Consider the following 17801-nt stretch of genomic DNA (forward strand, 5'->3'; position numbering starts at 1 on the left):
AAAGATCCTCGACGAAGCCGCTGCGCGGCCTCGGTCTTCTTTGCTCCTCCCCCTGCACGGCAGGGAGAGGGAGAGTGTGGTCAGCCTTGCGGGGTCTTTGGGCTCGCCGTGTTGGCCTGCGCGGTGCGCGAATCGGCGTTCGGTGCATCGCCGCGCTCGACCAGCGCCTTGTCGGTCGCGTCCAGCCGGTAGCTCATGGCCACCTTCTGCGGATTCACCTCGACCCCGGGGCGCACGCGCTGCAGACCGTTCACCACCACCAGGTCGGTTGGCGCCAGGCCGCTGTCGATCACGCGCAGGCCGTGGAACAAGGCACCGGTGTCGACCTTGCGGTATTGCACCTTGTGCTCCTTGTCGACCACGTAGACGAACTGGTTGCCGAGGTCGGTGCCGATCGCGCGGTCGTCGACCAGCACGCGCGGGCGCGCCTGGCCGCTCTGCAGCTGCACGCGGGCGTACAGGCCGGGCGTGTACAGGCCGTCGGCGTTGTCGAACACCGCGCGCAGGCGCATCGTGCCGGAGCCGGTGTGCAACTGGTTGTCGACGAAGTCGAGGCGACCTTCATGCGGGTAGCCCGTCTCGTCGGCCAGGCCCATCGCGGCCTCGATCCGCGCGTTGCGGCCGGCCTGCTTCGCGTCGGCGCGCAGGTGGTCGAGCTTGAGCCAGGTCTGCTCGTCCACGTCGAAATAGACATAGACCGGGTTGACCGAGACCACGCTGGTCAGCACGTCGTTGCTGGTGACCAGGTTGCCGGGGGTGACGCGGGCGTTGCTGACGCGGCCGTCGATCGGCGAGCGCACCTGGGTGAAGTCCAGGTTCAGCCGTGCCGCGGCCAGCGCGGCGGTGGCGGCACCGAGCTGCGCCCGCGCGCTCTGCGCGGTGGTGGCCTGGCGGTCGGCTTCCTGCTGCGCGATCGCGTGCTGGGCCAGCAGCATCTCGGCGCGGCGCTGGTTGGTCTCGGCCAGGCTCAGCTCGGCCCTGGCCTGCGCCTGGTTGGCGACCAGCCGGTCGACTTCGGCCTGGTACGGGCGGGCGTCGAGCTGGAACAGCACGTCGCCCTTGTGCACCAGCGCGCCTTCCTGGAAATGCACCGATTCGACGAAGCCGCCGACCCGCGGCTGCACCTGCACCGTGTTGACCGCTTCCAGCCGGCCGGTGAACTCGGCGCTGTCGCTGACCTTGCGGGTCAGCGCTTGCGCCACGGTCACTTCCGGCGGCGGCCCGCCGGCGGGGCTTTGCGCATGGCTGTCGTTGCCGTGCAGGAGAACCCAACTGCCGAGCACGCCGGCAGCGATCAGGGGGACCAGCATCCATTGTTTTTTCATCTTGCGCTCCCAACACCTTGTTGGCCGGGGAGGGGGAACCCGGCGAAGGGTCGAGAGAATAGGTGTACTTTCCGGTATAGAAAATCCGTTTCTTGCGCACTACACTCGTGCGCCGCAGTCACGAATCGACGAGGAATTGAAACAATGGAAGACTTTTCCGCCATTTCGACCTTCGTCCGCGTGGTCGAGGCCAAGAGCTTCGCCGCCGCCGCCAGCCAGTTGGGCATGACCCCGTCCGGCGTCAGCCGGGCCGTGACGCGACTGGAAACCCAGCTCGGTGCCCGGCTGTTGTTCCGTTCCACGCGGTCGCTGCGTCTGACCGACGACGGGGCCGCGTTCCATGCCCGTTGCAAGGAGATCCTCGCCGATCTCGCCGAGGCCACCGAGGCGCTCAACTACGCCAACAGCAAACCCACCGGCAAACTGCGCGTGGGCATCTCGCTGTCGGTGGGGCGCGCCGCGGTGATCCCCCGGCTGACCGAGTTCGAGCAGCGCTACCCGGACATCCGGCTGGAGCTGTCGATGAGCGACTCGGCCTCGGACCTCAACGGCGAGGGCCTGGATTGCGCGATCCGCGTCGGCCAGCTGGAGGATTCCAGCCTGATCGCGCGCAAGATCGGCTACCTGCGCAACGTCGTGTGCGCCTCGCCCGAGTACCTGCGCAAGTACGGCGCGCCGCGCAGCATCGAGGATCTGAAGCATCACCGCTGCATCAACTACGTGTATCCGAACGGCCGCCCGCGGCAGTGGCAGTTCGACACGCCCGGCGGCCCGCTGGAGGTCGACATCGACGCGCACATGCTGATCAACGACGGCGAATCGGTGCTGCAGGCGGTGGCCGCCGGCCTGGGCATCACGCAGGTGCCGCGCATGCTGGCCGCGTGCATGCTGGACAAGGGCATGCTGGAGCTGGTGATGACGGATACCGCCTCGACCGGCAAGCCGGTGTGGATCGTCTATCCGCAGAAGAAGCACCTGTCCGCCCGCGTGCAGGCCTTCATCGAGTGGGTGCGCGAGCTGTTCGACCGCACCAACCAGCCGGGACATGGCGCCACCGGCATGCCTGCGCCGAAAGCCGCGGTGGTTGCGGGCGCCGGTGCGCGTCCGCTGGAGTCGCTCGTGGCCTGAGCGGCTCCGGCGCCGTCGCCGGGACAGCGTGGGCGGATCGCCTCGCGCGCGCGAAGCTGGCGATATTCGGGCCTCGAAATCCTCGCGCAGCGCGTCGGGTTAGCGCAGTGCCGCGTCGTGCTCCAGCGCATCGGGCAGGGCGTGCGGCGACGGAGCATGCATCGGCGGGACGATCAGCCCCCCGCGGGCACCAGCAACAGCAGCGCCACGCCGAAGGCGATGCGATAGATCGCGAACGGCGTGAAGCGGTGGCCGACGATGTAGCCGAGCAGCCACTTCACCGCGACGAAGGCGGTGATCGCCGAGACCACGAAACCCACCGCCAGCGCGGTCCAGTCCTCGTGCACCGCGCTGCCGCCGTGCAGCACCTTCAGCAGCTCGTAGCCGGTGGCCGCGTACATGGTGGGGATGCCGACCAGGAAGGCGAACTCGGTGGCCGCCGCGCGGTTGCTGGTGCCGAACAGCATGGCCGCGAAAATCGTCGCCGCCGAGCGCGAGGTGCCGGGGAAGATGCCGGCAATCATCTGCGCGATGCCGACCAGGATCGCCACCCGCCAGGTCACCTCGCTGCGCTCGGGCTGGCGCGCGGCCAGCAGCTCGGCGCCGATCATCCAGAAGCCGCCGATGACCAGCGCCCAGGCGATCGGCGTCACCGTCTCGGGCAGCTTGAAGCCGAGCTTCACCGCGATGAAGCCGAGCACGGCGGTGATCGCGAAGGCCACGACCAGCTTCAGCAGGTAGTCGCGGTTGGCCGGGTCGCGCCACTGCGTCAGCAACTGCCAGATGCGCTTCCAGTAGATCAGCGTGACCGCCAGGATCGCGCCGGCCTGGATGCCGATGTTGAACAGGTCCGAGCGCGCGCCCAGCCCGAACTTCTCGGCGATCAGCAGGTGGCCGGTCGAGGAGATGGGCAGGAATTCGGTGATGCCTTCGATGATGCCGAGCAGGATGACGTGGAGCAGGTCGATCACGGGAAGGTCCGATGCAGTAGGCAGCGGCATAGCTTACGGGGTTGGCCCGGCGCTGGCACGGTGAGGTGAAAGCGCGCCCGCGGTGCGATAGTGGCCATCCGTCGACCCGCCCGCCCACCCGGAGGTACGCCATGATCGAGCTCGTCATTCCCCAGCGCCGCCGCGACCTCGGCAGTTTCGAGGTTGGCCGCGTGCTGCCGTTCGCCCAGCGCCGCATGGTCGGGCCGTACATCTTTTTCGACCGCATGGGCCCGAAGCAGCTGGCGCCGGGCCTGCCGCGCGAGGCGGACGTGCGCCCGCACCCGCACATCGGCCTGTCGACCATCACCTATCTGTTCCACGGCGAGATCACGCACCGCGACAGCCTCGGTTCGGAGCAGCCGATCCGCCCGGGGGAGGTCAACTGGATGACCGCCGGCCGCGGCATCACCCACTCCGAGCGCTTCGAGCGCCTGCGCCGCGAGGGCGGGCCGCTCGACGGCGCGCAGCTGTGGGCGGCGCTGCCGGTCGAACGCGAGGAAATGGAACCGGGCTTCTGGCACTACGCCAGCGAGGCGTTGCCGGTGTTCGGCGAAGGCGGCGTCAACGGGCGGATGATTGCCGGGCGATTGGCGGGCGTGGCGTCGCCGGTGAAGGTGGATTCGCCGCAGTTCTACGTGCACTGGACGTTGCGTGCGGGCTCGCGCACCTCGCTGCCGGCGGAGTACGCCGAGCGCGCGGTCTATGTCGCCAGTGGCGAGGTCGAGGTGGATGGCCAGCGCGTGGAGGTCGGCAGCATGGCCGTGCTGGCGCCCGGCAAGTCCGTCACCGTCGCCGCGCTGGACGACGCGGTGGTGATGGCGCTGGGCGGCGAGCCGGTGGGGCCGCGCTACATCGACTGGAACTTCGTATCCTCCTCGCCGGAGCGGCTCGACCAGGCCCGCGCCGACTGGGCCGCCGGGCGGATGAAGCTGCCGGACCTGGACCACGACGAGTTCATCCCGCTGCCGCCGAAGCTGGGAGCGCAGCCGAAGCCGATGTCCTGAGGCGGATCGGGTTGAACCGCTTGGCGGCATGACCCTGCACGCACCGGAACAGTGCAAGCCGGTCGTCTCGACCGCCGTGGTTGGTGCGAACGCAGGGGCGTCCGCGGCGCCGCCGCGACGCCGATGCCCTCACGGCAACGGTTTCCGTGCATGGCATGGGGCTTGCTGAGGGTCTGGTGAGGCCGCGCGGTCGCGCGGTCATGTCGTGGGTGCATGGACGTCTGGGCGTCTGGACGGCCATCGCCACGGCACCACCGGTTCGAGGGCGGGTCCATGAGGCGAAGCGGGATGTTTGCGGCAGTGGCCGTGTCGTGCTGCGCCGCCACCGGCCCGGCACCGCTGCGGGCGGGCGACGCGCCGGCCAGTCAGTGGATCGGCAATGCCGGCGTGGTCAGCGACTACCTGTTCCGCGGCATCTCGCAGACCGACCGCAAGCCAGCCGTGCAGGCCGGCGTCGAGTTCGATCACGCCGACGGCTGGTACGTCGGCGGCTGGGGCAGCAACGTCAGCTGGCTGTCCGATACCTCGACTCCGGCCGCGCCGGTTTCCAGCAGCGTGGAGCTGGATCTCTACGGCGGCTGGCGCGGCCGTCTCGGTGATGGCTGGAGCGTCGACCTGGGTGCGTATCGCTATCAGTACCCGGGCAGCTATCCCGCGGGCGCCACGTTGCCGAACACGAGCGAGATCTACGTCGCGGTCGCCTGGAAGAACCTGTCGCTGAAGTACTCCTGCGCACTCACCCCCTTGTTCGGCTATGCCGACAGTGAGCGCAGCGGCTACCTGGATCTGTCCTGGAACCAGCCGCTGGCGCCGGGCTGGCAGCTCAACACGCACGTCGGCCACCAGCAGGTGGCGAACGTGCCCGGCGCGTCGTACAGCGACTGGAAGCTGGGCGTGACGCGCAGCTTCGCCGGCAACTGGTCGCTGGCGCTGGGCTACTACGACACCAACGCACGCCGCTCCGTCTACACCAATGCGCGCGGCCGCTACCTGGGCCGCACCACGGCCGTGCTGAGCCTGGCCCGGTCGTTCTGAACACATTCCCGCGGGAGCCACCCATGAAACTGATCACCAGTGTCATCCGTCCGCACAAGCTCGACGAGGTCCGCGATGCGCTGGAGGGTGCCGGCGTGTCCGGGATGACCGTGACGGAAGTGCGCGGCTTCGGCCGCCAGAAGGGCCACACCGAGTTGTATCGAGGTGCCGAGTACGTGGTCGATTTCCTGCCCAAGCTCAAGGTCGAGGCAGTGGTGCCCGACGCGCTGCTCGACACCGCGCTGGACGAGCTCCAGCGCGCCGCGCGCACCGGCAACGTCGGCGACGGCAAGGTCTTCATCACCGACGTCGAGCAGGTAGTCCGCATCCGCACCGGCGAGCTCGATGCCGATGCGCTGTGATCCGGCCATCACCCGGTTCGAGTGCCGAATCTTCGGCTCTCGTCATTCCCGCTTTCGCGGGGACGAGGGCCTTCAGGCGAACGCCATCCTCCTGACCCCCACCCCGCGAGGCTTTCGATGAAATCATTCAAGTTCCGTCGCGGCCTCGTTGCGGCCCTGCTGCTGGTCGCGCCGCTGCTGCACGCCGCCACACCGGTGCCGACGGTCGACAAGGGCGACGTGGCGTGGATGCTCACCTCCACATTGTTGGTCCTGCTGATGACGGTGCCGGGGCTGGCGCTGTTCTACGGCGGCCTGGTGCGTTCGAAGAACGTGCTGTCGGTGCTGATGCAGGTGCTGACGGTGTTCTCGCTGCTGCTGTTGCTGTGGGTGGCCTACGGCTACAGCCTCGCCTTCGGCGGCGGTGCGGTGATCGGCGGCTTCGGCAAACTGTTCCTGCACGGCGTGACGAAGGACAGCCTGGCGGCCACGTTCACCGCCGGCGTGGCGCTGCCGGAGTACGTGTTCGTGGCGTTCCAGGCCACTTTTGCCGGCATCACCGGCGCGCTGATCGTGGGCGCGCTGGCCGAGCGCATGCGCTTTCGCGCCGTGCTGCTGTTCGCCGCGCTGTGGTTCAGCTTCGCCTACCTGCCGATCGCGCACATGGTGTGGGCCGGGCCGGACGGTTTTTTGTACGCGAAGGGCGCGCTGGACTTTGCCGGCGGCACCGTGGTGCACATCAACGCCGGCGTGGCCGGCCTGGTCGGCGCGTGGTTCGTCGGGCCGCGGCTGGGTTTCGGCCGCGAACCGATGAAGCCGCACAACGTGACCTTCACCATGATCGGCGCGGCGCTGCTGTGGGTGGGCTGGTTCGGCTTCAACGCCGGCTCCAACTTGGAGGCGAACGCGGGCGCGGCGCTGGCCTTCCTCAACACCTTGCTGGCCGCGGCCGCGGCGGTGCTGGCATGGCTGGCGGTCGAGGCGAGCCTGCGCGGCCATGCGTCGATGGTCGGCGGCGCCTCCGGCGCGGTGGCCGGGCTGGTCGGCATCACGCCGGCCTGCGGCACGGTGGGTCCGCTGGGCGCGATCGTGATCGGCGCGCTGGCCAGCCTTTGCTGCGTGTGGGGCGTCACCGGATTGAAGAAGCTGCTGCGCGCGGACGACGCGCTGGACGTGTTCGGCGTGCACGGCATCGGCGGCATCGTGGGCGCGCTGCTCACCGGCGTGTTCACCGCGCCGGCGCTGGGCGGCACCGGCGCGGCGGGCTTCCCGATCCTCCGCCAGCTTGGCGTGCAGGCGCTGGGCGTGGGCATCACCGTGCTGTGGAGCGGCGTGGTTTCCGTGCTGGCCTTGCTGCTCGTCAAGCTGGTGTTCGGCCTGCGCGTACCGCACGAGGCGGAGCGCGAGGGGCTGGACATTACCTCGCACGGGGAAAGCGCCTACGATGGGTGAGTCGGCCGGCCGGGTCTTCACGCATTGACCCTGGTTGGTGCAATCACATGAGTGATTGCACCACCGTGAAACTCTCCGGCCGTCCCCGGAAAGGCGCAAGCCCTTGCCGCGCAACGCTTCCACCCGCTGGCACGCGCCTTGCTCCGCCAGTTCATCCATCCCCATCGAGGTTGCTCCATGTCCGCCGCCAACCAAGTGCTCGACCTGATCCAGGAACACGAGGTCGAGTTCGTCGACTTCCGTTTCGCCGACATGCTCGGCGTGCATCACCACGTCACCTTCCCGGCCCACGCGATCGACGAGTCGACCTTCGAGGACGGCAAGATGTTCGACGGTTCCTCGATCACCGGATGGAAGGGCATCAACGAGTCGGACATGATCCTGCTGCCCGATCCGGATACCGCCCACCTCGACCCGTTCAGCTCGCACGTGCAGCTGATCCTGCATTGCGACGTGCTGGAGCCGAGCACCATGCAGGCCTACGGCCGCGACCCGCGCTCGATCGCCAAGCGCGGCGAGGCGTACCTGAAATCCACCGGCATCGCCGACACCGCGTTCTTCGGTCCGGAGCCGGAGTTCTTCATCTTCGACTCGGTGCGCTGGCAGAACGACCCGGGCCGCGTGTTCTACGAGATCGGTTCCGAGGAAGCGGCATGGTCCTCGCGCTACAAGTACGACGGCGAGAACCACGGCCACCGTCCCGGCGTCAAGGGCGGCTACTTCCCGGTCAGCCCGGTCGACTCGCTCGGCGACCTGCGCGCGGACATGTGCAAGGTGCTCGAATCGCTGGGCCAGACCGTCGAGGTGCACCACCACGAAGTGGCGAACGCGGGCCAGTGCGAGATCGGCGTGAAGTTCAACACGCTGGTGAAGAAGGCCGACGAGCTGATGACGATGAAGTACGTCATCAAGAACGTGGCGCACCAGAACGGCAAGACCGTCACCTTCATGCCCAAGCCGCTGGTCGGCGACAACGGCAGCGGCATGCACGTGCACCAGTCGCTGGCCAAGAACGGCGAGAACCTGTTCGCCGGCGATCTCTACGGCGGCCTGAGCCAGACCGCGCTGTGGTACATCGGCGGCATCTTCAAGCACGCCCGCGCGATCAACGCGTTCGCCAACTCCACCACCAACAGCTACAAGCGCCTGGTGCCGGGCTTCGAGGCGCCGGTGATGCTGGCGTACTCGGCGCGGAATCGTTCCGCGAGCTGCCGCATCCCCTACGTGGCCAGCCCGAAGGGGCGACGCATCGAGGTGCGCTTCCCCGACCCGATGAACTCCGGCTACCTGGTGTTCACCGCGCTGATGATGGCCGGCCTCGACGGCATCCTCAACAAGATCGACCCGGGCGCGCCGGCCGACAAGGACCTCTACGACCTGCCGCCGGAAGAGGAGAAGAACATCCCGCAGGTCTGCTCCAGCCTCGACGCCGCGCTGGAAGCGCTGGACAAGGACCGCGAGTTCCTCAAGGCCGGTGGCGTGTTCACCGACGACTTCATCGACGCCTACATCGAGGTGAAGATGAAGGAAGTCACCAAGTACCGCGCCAGCACGCATCCGCTGGAGTTCCAGATGTACTACTCGCTCTGAGCGAGGCATCCAGGCGGTAAGACAACGGGCGCCGCGGCGCCCGTTGTCGTGCCGGAGTCAGCTTTCCCGCGGCAGCACGGTGAGCACGCGTTCGATGAACACGTGCAGCTCCTTCATGTAGTTGGTCAGGAACTCGGCGGTGGACGGGTTGGTGACGTTGCCGTCCTCGTCGATCAGGCCCGGCTTGAACTGGAGGTACGCCTCCATCGTGTTCATCAGCGGCGAGTTGCAGAAGCACAGCACGCCGCGCAGTTGTTGCTGGGCGACCGCGGTGCCGATCGAGCCGGGCGAGGTGCCGATCACGGCGGACGGCTTGCGCGCGAACGAGTTCTTGCCCCACGGCCGGCTGGCCCAGTCGATCGCGTTCTTCAGCGCGCCGGGGATCGAGCGGTTGTATTCCGGCGTGACGAACAGCACCGCGTCGACTTCGGCGATCGCCTGCTTGAACGCGCGCGCCACCGCCGGGAAATCCGCGTCGTAGTCGTAGCTGTACAGCGGCAGATCCTTGATCGGGATCTCCACCAGCTCCAGTTGCGGCGGCGCCAGCTTGGCCAGGGCCTGCGCCAGCTTGCGGTTGATCGAGCCCCTGGCGAGGCTGCCGATGATGGTGCCGACCTTGTAGGTAGTCATGCGAATCTCCTCGTGAGCGATGCGACGCGGCGACGGATGGCGACCGCGGTTGTTCGGTAAACCCAGATCAGTAGCCCACCGTAAAGCGTTGCCGCGAACGCTTCGGCGTTTCCAGTTCGTCGACCAGGGCGATCGCGTAGTCCTCCATCGAGATCCAGCTCTTGCCGCGGGCGTCGGAGAGCAGGGCATCATCGCCGACGCGGAAGCTGCCGGTGCGTTCGCCGGGATCGAATTCGGCCGACGGCGACAGGAAGGTCCAGTCGAGTTCGCGCTCGCCGCGCAAGGCGTCGAGGAAGCGGCGACCGCCCTCGGCTTCGGGCCGGTAGGCGGCGGGGAAGCCGGGCGCGTCGAGCAGGATCTGCCCCGGCGCCACTTCCAGCGTGGCGGCGCCGCCGACCACCAAAAGCCGCGGCACGCCGGCCTGCTTCACCGCGGCGATCAGCGCGGCGGCGTCGGTGGGGGCGAACTTCAGCGCGCTGATCACCGCGTCGTGGCCGGCCAGCAGCGGCGCCAGTTGCGCGGGCTGGCCGGCGTCAGCGTTCTTCAGGACCAGGCCCGGCTGGCCGGCCAGCTTGCCGGTGTCGCGGGCGATGCCGGTGACGCGGTGGCCGCGGCGCAGCAGTTCGGCCAGCAGGCGCGAGCCGACGCGGCCGGTGACGCCGATCAGGGCGATGTTCATGCTTGCCTCCCTGGGGTGGTATCGCGCTGATGGTCGATGGCGTCGCGTCGGCGATCGGGCCAGACTAACGCCGCGAATGTAAGCAGTACGTGGATACGAATCGTCACTGCAGGAGTCCCCCGATGACTGAGCGGAACACCTCGACGCGCCTGCCGACGATCTTCTTCGGCCACGGCAATCCGATGAATGCGCTGCAGGACAACGACTGGAGCCGCGGCTGGGCCACGCTCGGCCGGCGCCTGCCGCGCCCGCGCGCGGTGCTGTCGGTGTCCGCGCACTGGTACGTGCCGGCGACCCTGCTCACCGCGATGGCCCGGCCGCGCACGATCCACGATTTCGGCGGCTTTCCGCGCGAGCTGTTCGAGGTGCAATACCCGGCGCCGGGCGACCTCGACCTGGTGCGCCGCGTGCGCGAACTGCTGCAGCCGCTGGACGTGGGCGAGGATCGCTCGTGGGGGCTGGACCACGGCACCTGGTCGGTGCTGCGCCACGTCTATCCCGACGCCGACGTGCCGGTGGTGCAGCTGTCCATCGACGAGTCGCAGCCGCCGGCGTTCCACTACGGCCTGGGCCGCCTGCTGCGGCCGCTGCGCGACGAGGGCATCCTGCTGATCGGCAGCGGCGACGTGGTGCACAACCTGCACGCCTATGCCTGGGGCCGGCATCCGGCCGAGCCGTTCGACTGGGCGCTGCGCTTCGAGGCGAAGGCGCGCGAGCTGATGCTGCAGGGCGATCACCATGCGCTGGTGGACTACGAGGCGCTGGGTCGCGACGCGGAGCTGTCGATCCCCACGCCCGACCACTACCTGCCGCTGCTGTACGTGCTCGGCGCCAGCGACGAGGGCGACGCGGTGACCTTCCCGGTCGAGGGCATGGACGGCGGCTCGATCTCGATGCTGAGCGTGCAGTTCGGCTGAGCGTCGCACTGGGCGCGCACGGCCCGCCGCGCTCGACGGCAAGAAGCGGGCGGTGCCGCCGGTTTGCGGGAGGTCGTGCCCGCGGCGGGGCGGTCCCCGGCATTTGCACCAAACGGATACATTGCCCATGATGGTGCAATGAACGATCTCGCATGGCCGACATGGGCACAGCAGCTGGCAACCGGCATCGTGCTGGTCGACGCCCGGCTGCGCCTGCGCTGGCTCAATCCGGCGCTGGTCGAAGGGCTGGAACTGGGCGTGCGCCACCCGTTGGGGCAGCCGCTGACGTTGCTGTTTGCCGACGGTGACGAGGCTGCGGCGCGGGCGGCGCGGGTGCTGGCCGCGCAGCGGCCGGCGCAGTGGCGCGCGGTGCCGCTGGCCGCCGCGAACGGCCGCGAGATCCGTGCGGACATCGCGCTGCAGCCGTTCGACGATGGCCTGCTGCTGGAGGTGCACGTGCTGGCCGAGCCACTGTCGGCGAGCTCGCCGCTGTCGGCCACCCTGCGCGGTTTCGCGCACGAGGTGAAGAACCCGCTGGCCGGCCTGCGCGGCGCCGCGCAACTGCTGCAGCGACGGGTCGACAACGACGACCTGCAGGCGCTGGCCGGCATGATCATCGACGAGGCCGACCGGCTCGGCACGCTGGCCAATCGCCTGCTGCACCACGACGGCGCCGCGCGGCTCGGCCCGGTCAACATCCACCAGTTGCTGGAGCGCCTCGCCGACCTGCTGCAGGCCGAGCCGGCGCCGCCGCAATGGCGCCACGACTACGACCCCAGCGTGCCGGACCTGCTCGGCGATGCCGATCGCCTGCACCAGCTGCTGCTCAACCTGGCGCGCAACGCGCTGGAAGCCGGCGCCCGCACGCTCACCCTGCGCACCCGCGTCGAACACGGCGTGCGCCTCGGTGAGCGGATGCTGCGCACGGCGCTGCGGCTGGAGCTGATCGACGACGGCGCCGGCATCCCGGCCGGCCTGCGCGACACCTTGTTCGAACCACTGGTCTCCGGTCGCGCCGACGGCACCGGCCTGGGCCTGGCGCTGTCCCGCGAGATCGCCCGCGAACACGGCGGCGAACTGCGCGGCGCCAGCCGTCCCGGCGAGACCGTGTTCACGCTGTACCTGCCGCTGGAGCGCGCGCATGACTGACCGGACGAAGATCCCTGCAGGAGCGCACCTCGTGCGCGATGCTCCTGCGTCACGCAACGACAAGCATCGCGCGCAAGGTCCGCTCCTGCAGGAAATCTGGATCGTCGACGACGACCGCGGCGTGCGCTTCGTGCTGGCCGAGGCCCTGCGCGATGCCGGCCTCGCGGTGCGCGAGTTCGGCGATGCCGAGGCGGCGCGCGCGGCGTTGCGCGACGAACGCCCCGCGCTGCTGCTCACCGACGTGCGCATGCCGGGCGAGGACGGCCTGAGCCTGCTGCACGACCTGCAGCAACGCGCGATCGGCCCGGTGATCGTGATGAGCGCCTACACCGACGTCGCCACCACGGCGGCAGCCTATCGCGCGGGTGCGGTGGATTACCTGGCCAAGCCGTTCGACCTCGATCACGCCGTGGCCGTGGTGCAGCGCGTGCTGGCCAGCGCGGCGAACGTGGCCGCGCCGGCTCCCGCCGCGCCGGTCGCCCGCCACGCCCTGCTCGGCGACAGCGCGCCGATGCGCGAGGTGTTCCGGCTGATCGGCCGCGTCGCCGCCAGCGACCTCAACGTGCTGGTCACTGGCGAAACCGGCACCGGCAAGGAACTGGTGGCGCGCGCGCTGCACGAGGAGAGCGCGCGCCGCGAGCAACCCTTCATCGCACTGAACACCGCCGCGATCCCCAGCGAGCTGCTGGAGAGCGAACTGTTCGGCCACGAGGCCGGCGCCTTCACCGGCGCCACCCGCCGCGTCGCCGGCCGCTTCGAGCAGGCCGAGGGCGGCACGCTGTTCCTCGACGAGATCGGCGACATGCCGCTGATCCTGCAGACGCGGTTGCTGCGCGTACTGGCCGGCGGCGAGTTCTACCGGGTCGGCGGGCGCGAACTGATCCGCTGCAACGTGCGCATCGTCGCCGCCACGCATCAGGATCTTTCCGCGCGCGTCGCCGCCGGCGCATTCCGCGCCGACCTGATGCACCGGCTCGACGTGGTGCGCATCGAACTGCCGCCGCTGCGCAGCCGCCGCGGCGACATCGCGCGGCTGGCGCAGCACTTCCTGGCCGCCACCGCGCAGGAACTGAAATTGTCGCCGAAGCGCTTCTCCAGGGCCGCACTGAAACTCGTCGCCCAGCGCGACTATCCCGGCAACGTGCGCGAGCTGGAGAACCTGTGCCGCCGGCTGGCGGTGATCGCGCCGGGCAGCGAAATCCTGCCCGGCGACCTGGGCGACGCTGCGGACACGGCACGCGGCGGCGAATGGACCGACGCATTGCGCGAGTGGGCCACGCAGGCGCTGGCCGATGGCGAGGCGGACATCCATGCCCGCGCCCGCGAAGCGCTCGACCAGACCCTGCTGCAGGCCGCGCTGCAGGCACACGAAGGGCATCGGCAGAACGCGGCGCAGGCGCTCGGCGTGGGACGCAACACGCTGACCCGCAAGCTCGGTGCCTCGCGCACGCGGCGACGTTGAGTTGGCCGAAAGCCGGCGGGCAGCGCCCGCCCTGCGCGCGGAGCGCTCCCGCAACCTCACACTGTTCGCCCTGGTCGCTGCCCGTGTGCGCGCCGCTCTCGCTTGTCCCGAGTCGCTTGAATAGCATCGCCCGCAAGCGGGCTCCTACGAGGGCGGATGGCCCAGCGTGATGCGCAGGCGGTGCGTCGCGCCATCGGTGGCGAGGGTGACGGGTTCGGCGGCGTCCAGCGTCTGGCCGTCCATTTCCACCCGTTGCACGCCGCGGCAGACATGGTCGGGGTTCTGCACGCCGATCTCGTGAAGCGTGCCGCGATGCCGGTAGCTGATCCTGAAGCCGGGCCAGGCTTTGGGAATGCACGGATCGATGTGCAGCCGGTCGCCCCTCAAGTGGAAGCCGAGCAGCGCCTCCAGTCCGGCGCGGTAGAGCCAGGCGGCGGAGCCGGTGTACCAGGTCCAGCCGCCGCGGCCGATGTACGGTGCCACCGAATAGACGTCCGCACAGGCGACGTAGGGTTCGACCTTGTAGCGTTCGACGGCCTCGGTGCTGTCGCTGTGACGGATCGGGTTGAGCAGGTCGAACAGGCCGCCGGCACGGTCGCCGTCGCCGAGCCTGGCCCAGGCGAAGATCGACCAGATCGCGCCATGCGTGTACTGCCCGCCGTTCTCGCGCACGCCGGGCGGGTAGCCCTTGATGTAGCCGGGGTCCTTCTTGCCGTCCTGGTCGAACGGCGGGGTGAACAGTCGCGCGAGCTTGTGCTCGTGGTCGATCAGCAGGCGGTCGACCGAATCCATCGCCTGCACCGTGTGTTCGCGGTCGGTTGCCTTGCCCAGCACACTCCACGATTGCGCGATGGTGTCGATGCGGCATTGCTCGCTGTCCTTCGAACCCAGCGGCGTGCCGTCGTCGTAGTAGCCGCGGCGATACCACGCGCCGTCCCAGGACTGCTCCAGTGCCGCGCGCAGCGCCGTGGCGCAGTCGCGCCAGTGCGCCGCGCGCGCATCGCCGCGGGCGGCGGCCACCGGCGCCAGCGCGTCGATGGTGGCCAGCACGAACCAGCCCAGCCAGCTGCTTTCGCCACGGCCCTCCGCGCCGACCGCGTTCATGCCGTCGTTCCAGTCGCCGGTGCCGATCAGCGGCAGGCCGTGCGCGCCGCGGGTGAGGCTGGTGTCGATCGCCAGCGCGCAGTGCTCGTACAGCGTCGCCTGCCGGTCGGACACCTCGGGCTGGAAGAAGGCATCGGTGGCGCCGTCGGGGATCGCCTGGCCCTGCAGGAACGGCAGCTTTTCGTCCAGCACCGCGCGGTCGCCGCTGACCTCGACGTAATGCATCGCCACATAGGCCAGCCACACGCGATCGTCGCGGATCTTCGTGCGCACGCCCTGGCCGTGCGGCGGCAGCCACCAGTGCTGCACGTCGCCCTCGGGAAACTGGCGCCCGGCGGCGCGCAGCAGGTGCTCGCGCGCCAGGTCGGGGCGGCTCACGCACAGCGCCATCACGTCCTGCAACTGGTCGCGGAAGCCCCAGGCGCCGCTGGCCTGGTAGTACGCGGTGCGCGCCCACAGGCGGCAGGCGGTGACCTGGTACAGCAGCCAGTCGTTGAGCAGGATGTCGAGCGCGCGGTCGGGCGTGCCGACCTGCACGGTGTCGAGCAGGTCGTTCCATTGCGTCGCGATGCGGGCGAGCAGATCGTCGACATCGGCGTGGCGGTACTTCGCCACCAGCGCGCGCGCGGCGTCCTCGTCGCCGCCTTCGCCGAGCAGGAAGATCAGGTCGAGTTGCGTGCCCGGCGGCAGTTCCACGCGCGTCTGCAGCGCGCCGCACGGGTCGAGTCCGGCGCCGAGGCGACCGTCCAGCGGGTGGTCGTGATGCAAGGCCGCCGGCTGCGCGGTGCTGCCCAGCGCGCCGAGGAAACTCGCCCGGTCGCCGCTGAGCGACTGCTGCGCGCCGGCCAGGTCGAAGAACGCCACGCGCTCGCCGAAATCGGCGCGCCAGCGGTTGCGGGCGAACAACGCGCCGCTGGCCGCGTCGCGCGCGGTCGCCACGAACGGCGCCGGCGTGCTGCCGTTGGCGCCGAGCGCCCATTCCACGTAGCCGGTGATCGACAGCCGCCGCGTGCGGCCGGACCGGTTGACCAGGCGCAGCCGCGACAGCTTGACCGGATCGTCCGGCGCCACGCACACGGTCAATGCCAGCGCGATGCCGTGGGCGTCGTTGCAGAGTTGCGTCCAGCCCTTGCCGTGCGTCGCCGTGCAGCGCGCGCCGGGCACGCGGATCGGCAGCGCGCCGGCGCTCCACAGCTCGCCGTTGTCCCTGTCGCGCAGGTAGATGATGTCGTGCGGTTGATCGCTGACCGGGTCGTTCGGCCACGGCGTCAGCGCGTTCTGCTGGCTGTTGGTCGACCAACTGTAGCCGCCGCCCTCGGCGGTGACGGTGCAGCCGAAATGCGGGTTGGCCAACACGTTGGTCCACGGCGCGGGCGTGGGGCGTGCGTCATCCAGCTCGATGCGGTAGGTACGGCCATGCTCGATGAAACCGCCGTGACCGTTGGGAAACTCCTGCACCGGCTCGTCCGGTGCGACGACCGCGGCGGGCGTCCCGGCGCGGATCGGCGCAGCGGCGGCTGGCGTCGCGGCGGCGGGCGCAACGGTGGCCACGGTGTCGGCGTCGACCACCACGCGCGCGGCGGCGAGCAAGGCATCGCGCTGGTCGGCGGCGATGGCATCCTCGCGCAGGCAGAACAGCTCCACCTTGGGCAAGCCTTCGCAGCCCTTCAGTTGCGCCTGCTGCGCGTCGATGCGCGGCGCCAGGGCAGCGCGCGTGGCGTCGTCCTCGCCGAGGCGATCGAGCACCACCACGTCCACCGCCAGTTGCTGCGCGCGCCACCAGCGCTGCGCCAGCAGCAGCGCATCCAGCCGCTGCAGCGCCGCGGCACCGTCCGCGCGCAGCAGTGCGATCGGGCGATCGCCGGAGATGCTCAGCCCCCACAGCGCCGGTGCGCCGCCGTGGCCGCGCGCGCGATCGTCCGGCGCGGCGCGCTGACTCGCATCGCTGACCAGCAGCGCATCCTGCCAGCGGGCGAAGCACGCGGCCTGCGCATCGTCGATGCCGAGTTGCTGGCGTTGCCCGCGGGCGCGTGCTGCGGCATCGCTGAACAATCGCTCGGCGGCCTGCGCATCCTGCATGCGCGCGTGCAGCGCGAGCGCGCCCTCGCGCGAGTCGGCCAGCTGCGTCCACAGCAGCAGGACGACGCGGGCGCCCGGCGCGAGGGTGAAGTTCCGGCGCAGCGCCCAAACCGGGTCGAGCACGCAGCCGGTGGTGCCGGACAGCGCCACGCCGGGACCCATCGCGCACGCATCGCGCAGCGTGCGGCCGCGGCCGAGGAAACGCGCGCGGTCGGTCTCGCGCTCGGGCGCGCCGGCGGTGTCGCCGAGCAGTTGCAGGGCCTGCGCCGCCCATACCGTGGCCTGGCTGTCGCTGCGCTTGCGCCGGGTGGCCAGCAGCAGTTGGCGCGCGTCATCCCAGTCGGTCTGCACGAACATCTTGGAGTACGCCGGGTGGCTGTCGTCGTCGCCGCGCGGGCCGAGCACCAGTTCGGCGTAGCTGGTCAGCGACACGCGGCGATGGCGGTCGCCGTGGTTGCTCAACACCAGCCGGCGCAGTTCGATGTCGGCATCCGCCGCCACCGCCACGTCCAGTTCATGGTGCAGCAACTGGTGGCGGCCGGCGTAATGCGCCAGCCCGGGCGCGAAGCGCACGGCATCGTCCGGCCGCGACACACCCAGCGGCTGCGCGGTGACCGACCACACCTCGCCGTCGTCCTCGTCGCGCAACAACAGGAAGTTGCCCCAGGGATCGGTGACCGGGTCCTCGCGCCAACGCGTCACCGCCAGTTCGCGCCAGCGCAGGAAGCCGGCGCCGTTGGGGCCCAGCATGGTGGTGAGGCGACCGTTGCCGAGCAGGTGGCGGGGCGGTGGGGATGCATCGGTGGACATGCGGACGGCTCCTGCGGCTGCGGTGCAGTCGGATCGGGCGAGGGGGCGAATGGCATGCGCATGAGCGCAAAAACCTGCGAGCCGGTCATGCCCGCGCAAGCGAA

At 70.0% G+C, this 17801-nt stretch carries 14 protein-coding genes; 9 read left to right on the forward strand and 5 right to left on the reverse strand.

Annotated elements, in window-relative coordinates:
- Window positions 1-80 precede the first annotated feature (80 nt).
- A complete protein-coding gene (locus ACVCMG_RS10915) occupies window positions 81-1325 on the reverse strand; it encodes an efflux RND transporter periplasmic adaptor subunit (protein WP_447097740.1) in 1245 nt (414 codons plus the stop codon).
- A gap of 144 nt (window positions 1326-1469) precedes the next feature.
- On the opposite strand from ACVCMG_RS10915, the gene ACVCMG_RS10920 reads away from it, so the two are divergent.
- A complete protein-coding gene (locus ACVCMG_RS10920; RefSeq protein ID WP_447097741.1) occupies window positions 1470-2453 on the forward strand; it encodes a LysR family transcriptional regulator in 984 nt (327 codons plus the stop codon).
- Between the two features lie 173 nt (window positions 2454-2626).
- On the opposite strand, the gene ACVCMG_RS10925 is transcribed toward ACVCMG_RS10920, so the two are convergent.
- On the reverse strand, window positions 2627-3424 hold the full coding sequence (locus tag ACVCMG_RS10925; protein WP_395120703.1) for an undecaprenyl-diphosphate phosphatase: 798 nt from the start codon (window positions 3422-3424) through the stop codon (window positions 2627-2629).
- 131 nt (window positions 3425-3555) lie between these two features.
- On the opposite strand from ACVCMG_RS10925, the gene ACVCMG_RS10930 reads away from it, so the two are divergent.
- The 5 genes from ACVCMG_RS10930 (at window position 3556) to glnA (ending at window position 8867) form a co-directional block, all read left to right on the forward strand.
- Window positions 3556-4449 carry a pirin family protein gene (locus tag ACVCMG_RS10930; protein WP_447114124.1) on the forward strand — a complete coding sequence of 298 codons (894 nt, stop codon included), beginning with the start codon at window positions 3556-3558 and terminating at the stop codon, window positions 4447-4449.
- A 288-nt stretch (window positions 4450-4737) separates the two neighbouring features.
- Complete coding sequence (locus tag ACVCMG_RS10935; RefSeq protein WP_447114125.1) at window positions 4738-5484, forward strand: TorF family putative porin; 747 nt, start codon at window positions 4738-4740, stop codon at window positions 5482-5484.
- A gap of 23 nt (window positions 5485-5507) precedes the next feature.
- Window positions 5508-5846 carry a P-II family nitrogen regulator gene (locus ACVCMG_RS10940; protein WP_447114126.1) on the forward strand — a complete coding sequence of 113 codons (339 nt, stop codon included), beginning with the start codon at window positions 5508-5510 and terminating at the stop codon, window positions 5844-5846.
- Between the two features lie 117 nt (window positions 5847-5963).
- Window positions 5964-7277 (forward strand): ammonium transporter, encoded by a 1314-nt coding sequence (locus ACVCMG_RS10945; RefSeq protein ID WP_395120699.1) that lies wholly within the window; start codon window positions 5964-5966, stop codon window positions 7275-7277.
- Between the two features lie 177 nt (window positions 7278-7454).
- The gene (glnA, locus tag ACVCMG_RS10950) at window positions 7455-8867 is read left to right on the forward strand and encodes a type I glutamate--ammonia ligase (RefSeq protein ID WP_395120698.1); all 1413 of its coding nucleotides are present in this window, start codon (window positions 7455-7457) and stop codon (window positions 8865-8867) included.
- A gap of 57 nt (window positions 8868-8924) precedes the next feature.
- Here the strand turns inward: glnA and ACVCMG_RS10955 are convergent, their stop codons facing one another.
- Together ACVCMG_RS10955 and ACVCMG_RS10960 are read right to left on the reverse strand one after the other, a co-directional pair.
- Window positions 8925-9497, reverse strand: coding sequence for an NADPH-dependent FMN reductase (locus ACVCMG_RS10955; RefSeq protein WP_447114127.1), 573 nt, complete (start codon window positions 9495-9497; stop codon window positions 8925-8927).
- Between the two features lie 67 nt (window positions 9498-9564).
- Window positions 9565-10176: an NAD(P)-dependent oxidoreductase gene (locus ACVCMG_RS10960; RefSeq protein WP_447114128.1), complete on the reverse strand. Its 612-nt coding sequence runs from the start codon at window positions 10174-10176 to the stop codon at window positions 9565-9567.
- A gap of 122 nt (window positions 10177-10298) precedes the next feature.
- Here ACVCMG_RS10960 and ygiD point away from each other — a divergent pair, with 122 nt between their 5' ends.
- From ygiD to ntrC, 3 genes are all read left to right on the forward strand, one after another.
- Window positions 10299-11093: a 4,5-DOPA-extradiol-dioxygenase gene (gene ygiD / locus ACVCMG_RS10965; RefSeq protein ID WP_447114129.1), complete on the forward strand. Its 795-nt coding sequence runs from the start codon at window positions 10299-10301 to the stop codon at window positions 11091-11093.
- Between the two features lie 138 nt (window positions 11094-11231).
- Complete coding sequence (locus ACVCMG_RS10970; RefSeq protein ID WP_447114130.1) at window positions 11232-12242, forward strand: two-component system sensor histidine kinase NtrB; 1011 nt, start codon at window positions 11232-11234, stop codon at window positions 12240-12242.
- On the forward strand, window positions 12235-13704 hold the full coding sequence (ntrC, locus tag ACVCMG_RS10975) for a nitrogen regulation protein NR(I) (RefSeq protein WP_447114131.1): 1470 nt from the start codon (window positions 12235-12237) through the stop codon (window positions 13702-13704). Before ACVCMG_RS10970 ends, ntrC begins: the two co-directional genes overlap by 8 nt.
- A 144-nt stretch (window positions 13705-13848) precedes the next feature.
- Here the strand turns inward: ntrC and ACVCMG_RS10980 are convergent, their stop codons facing one another.
- Window positions 13849-17697 (reverse strand): GH36-type glycosyl hydrolase domain-containing protein, encoded by a 3849-nt coding sequence (locus tag ACVCMG_RS10980; protein ID WP_447114132.1) that lies wholly within the window; start codon window positions 17695-17697, stop codon window positions 13849-13851.
- Window positions 17698-17801: the final 104 nt, after the last annotated feature.

It is taken from the genome of Rhodanobacter sp. UC4451_H18 (assembly GCF_052978225.1).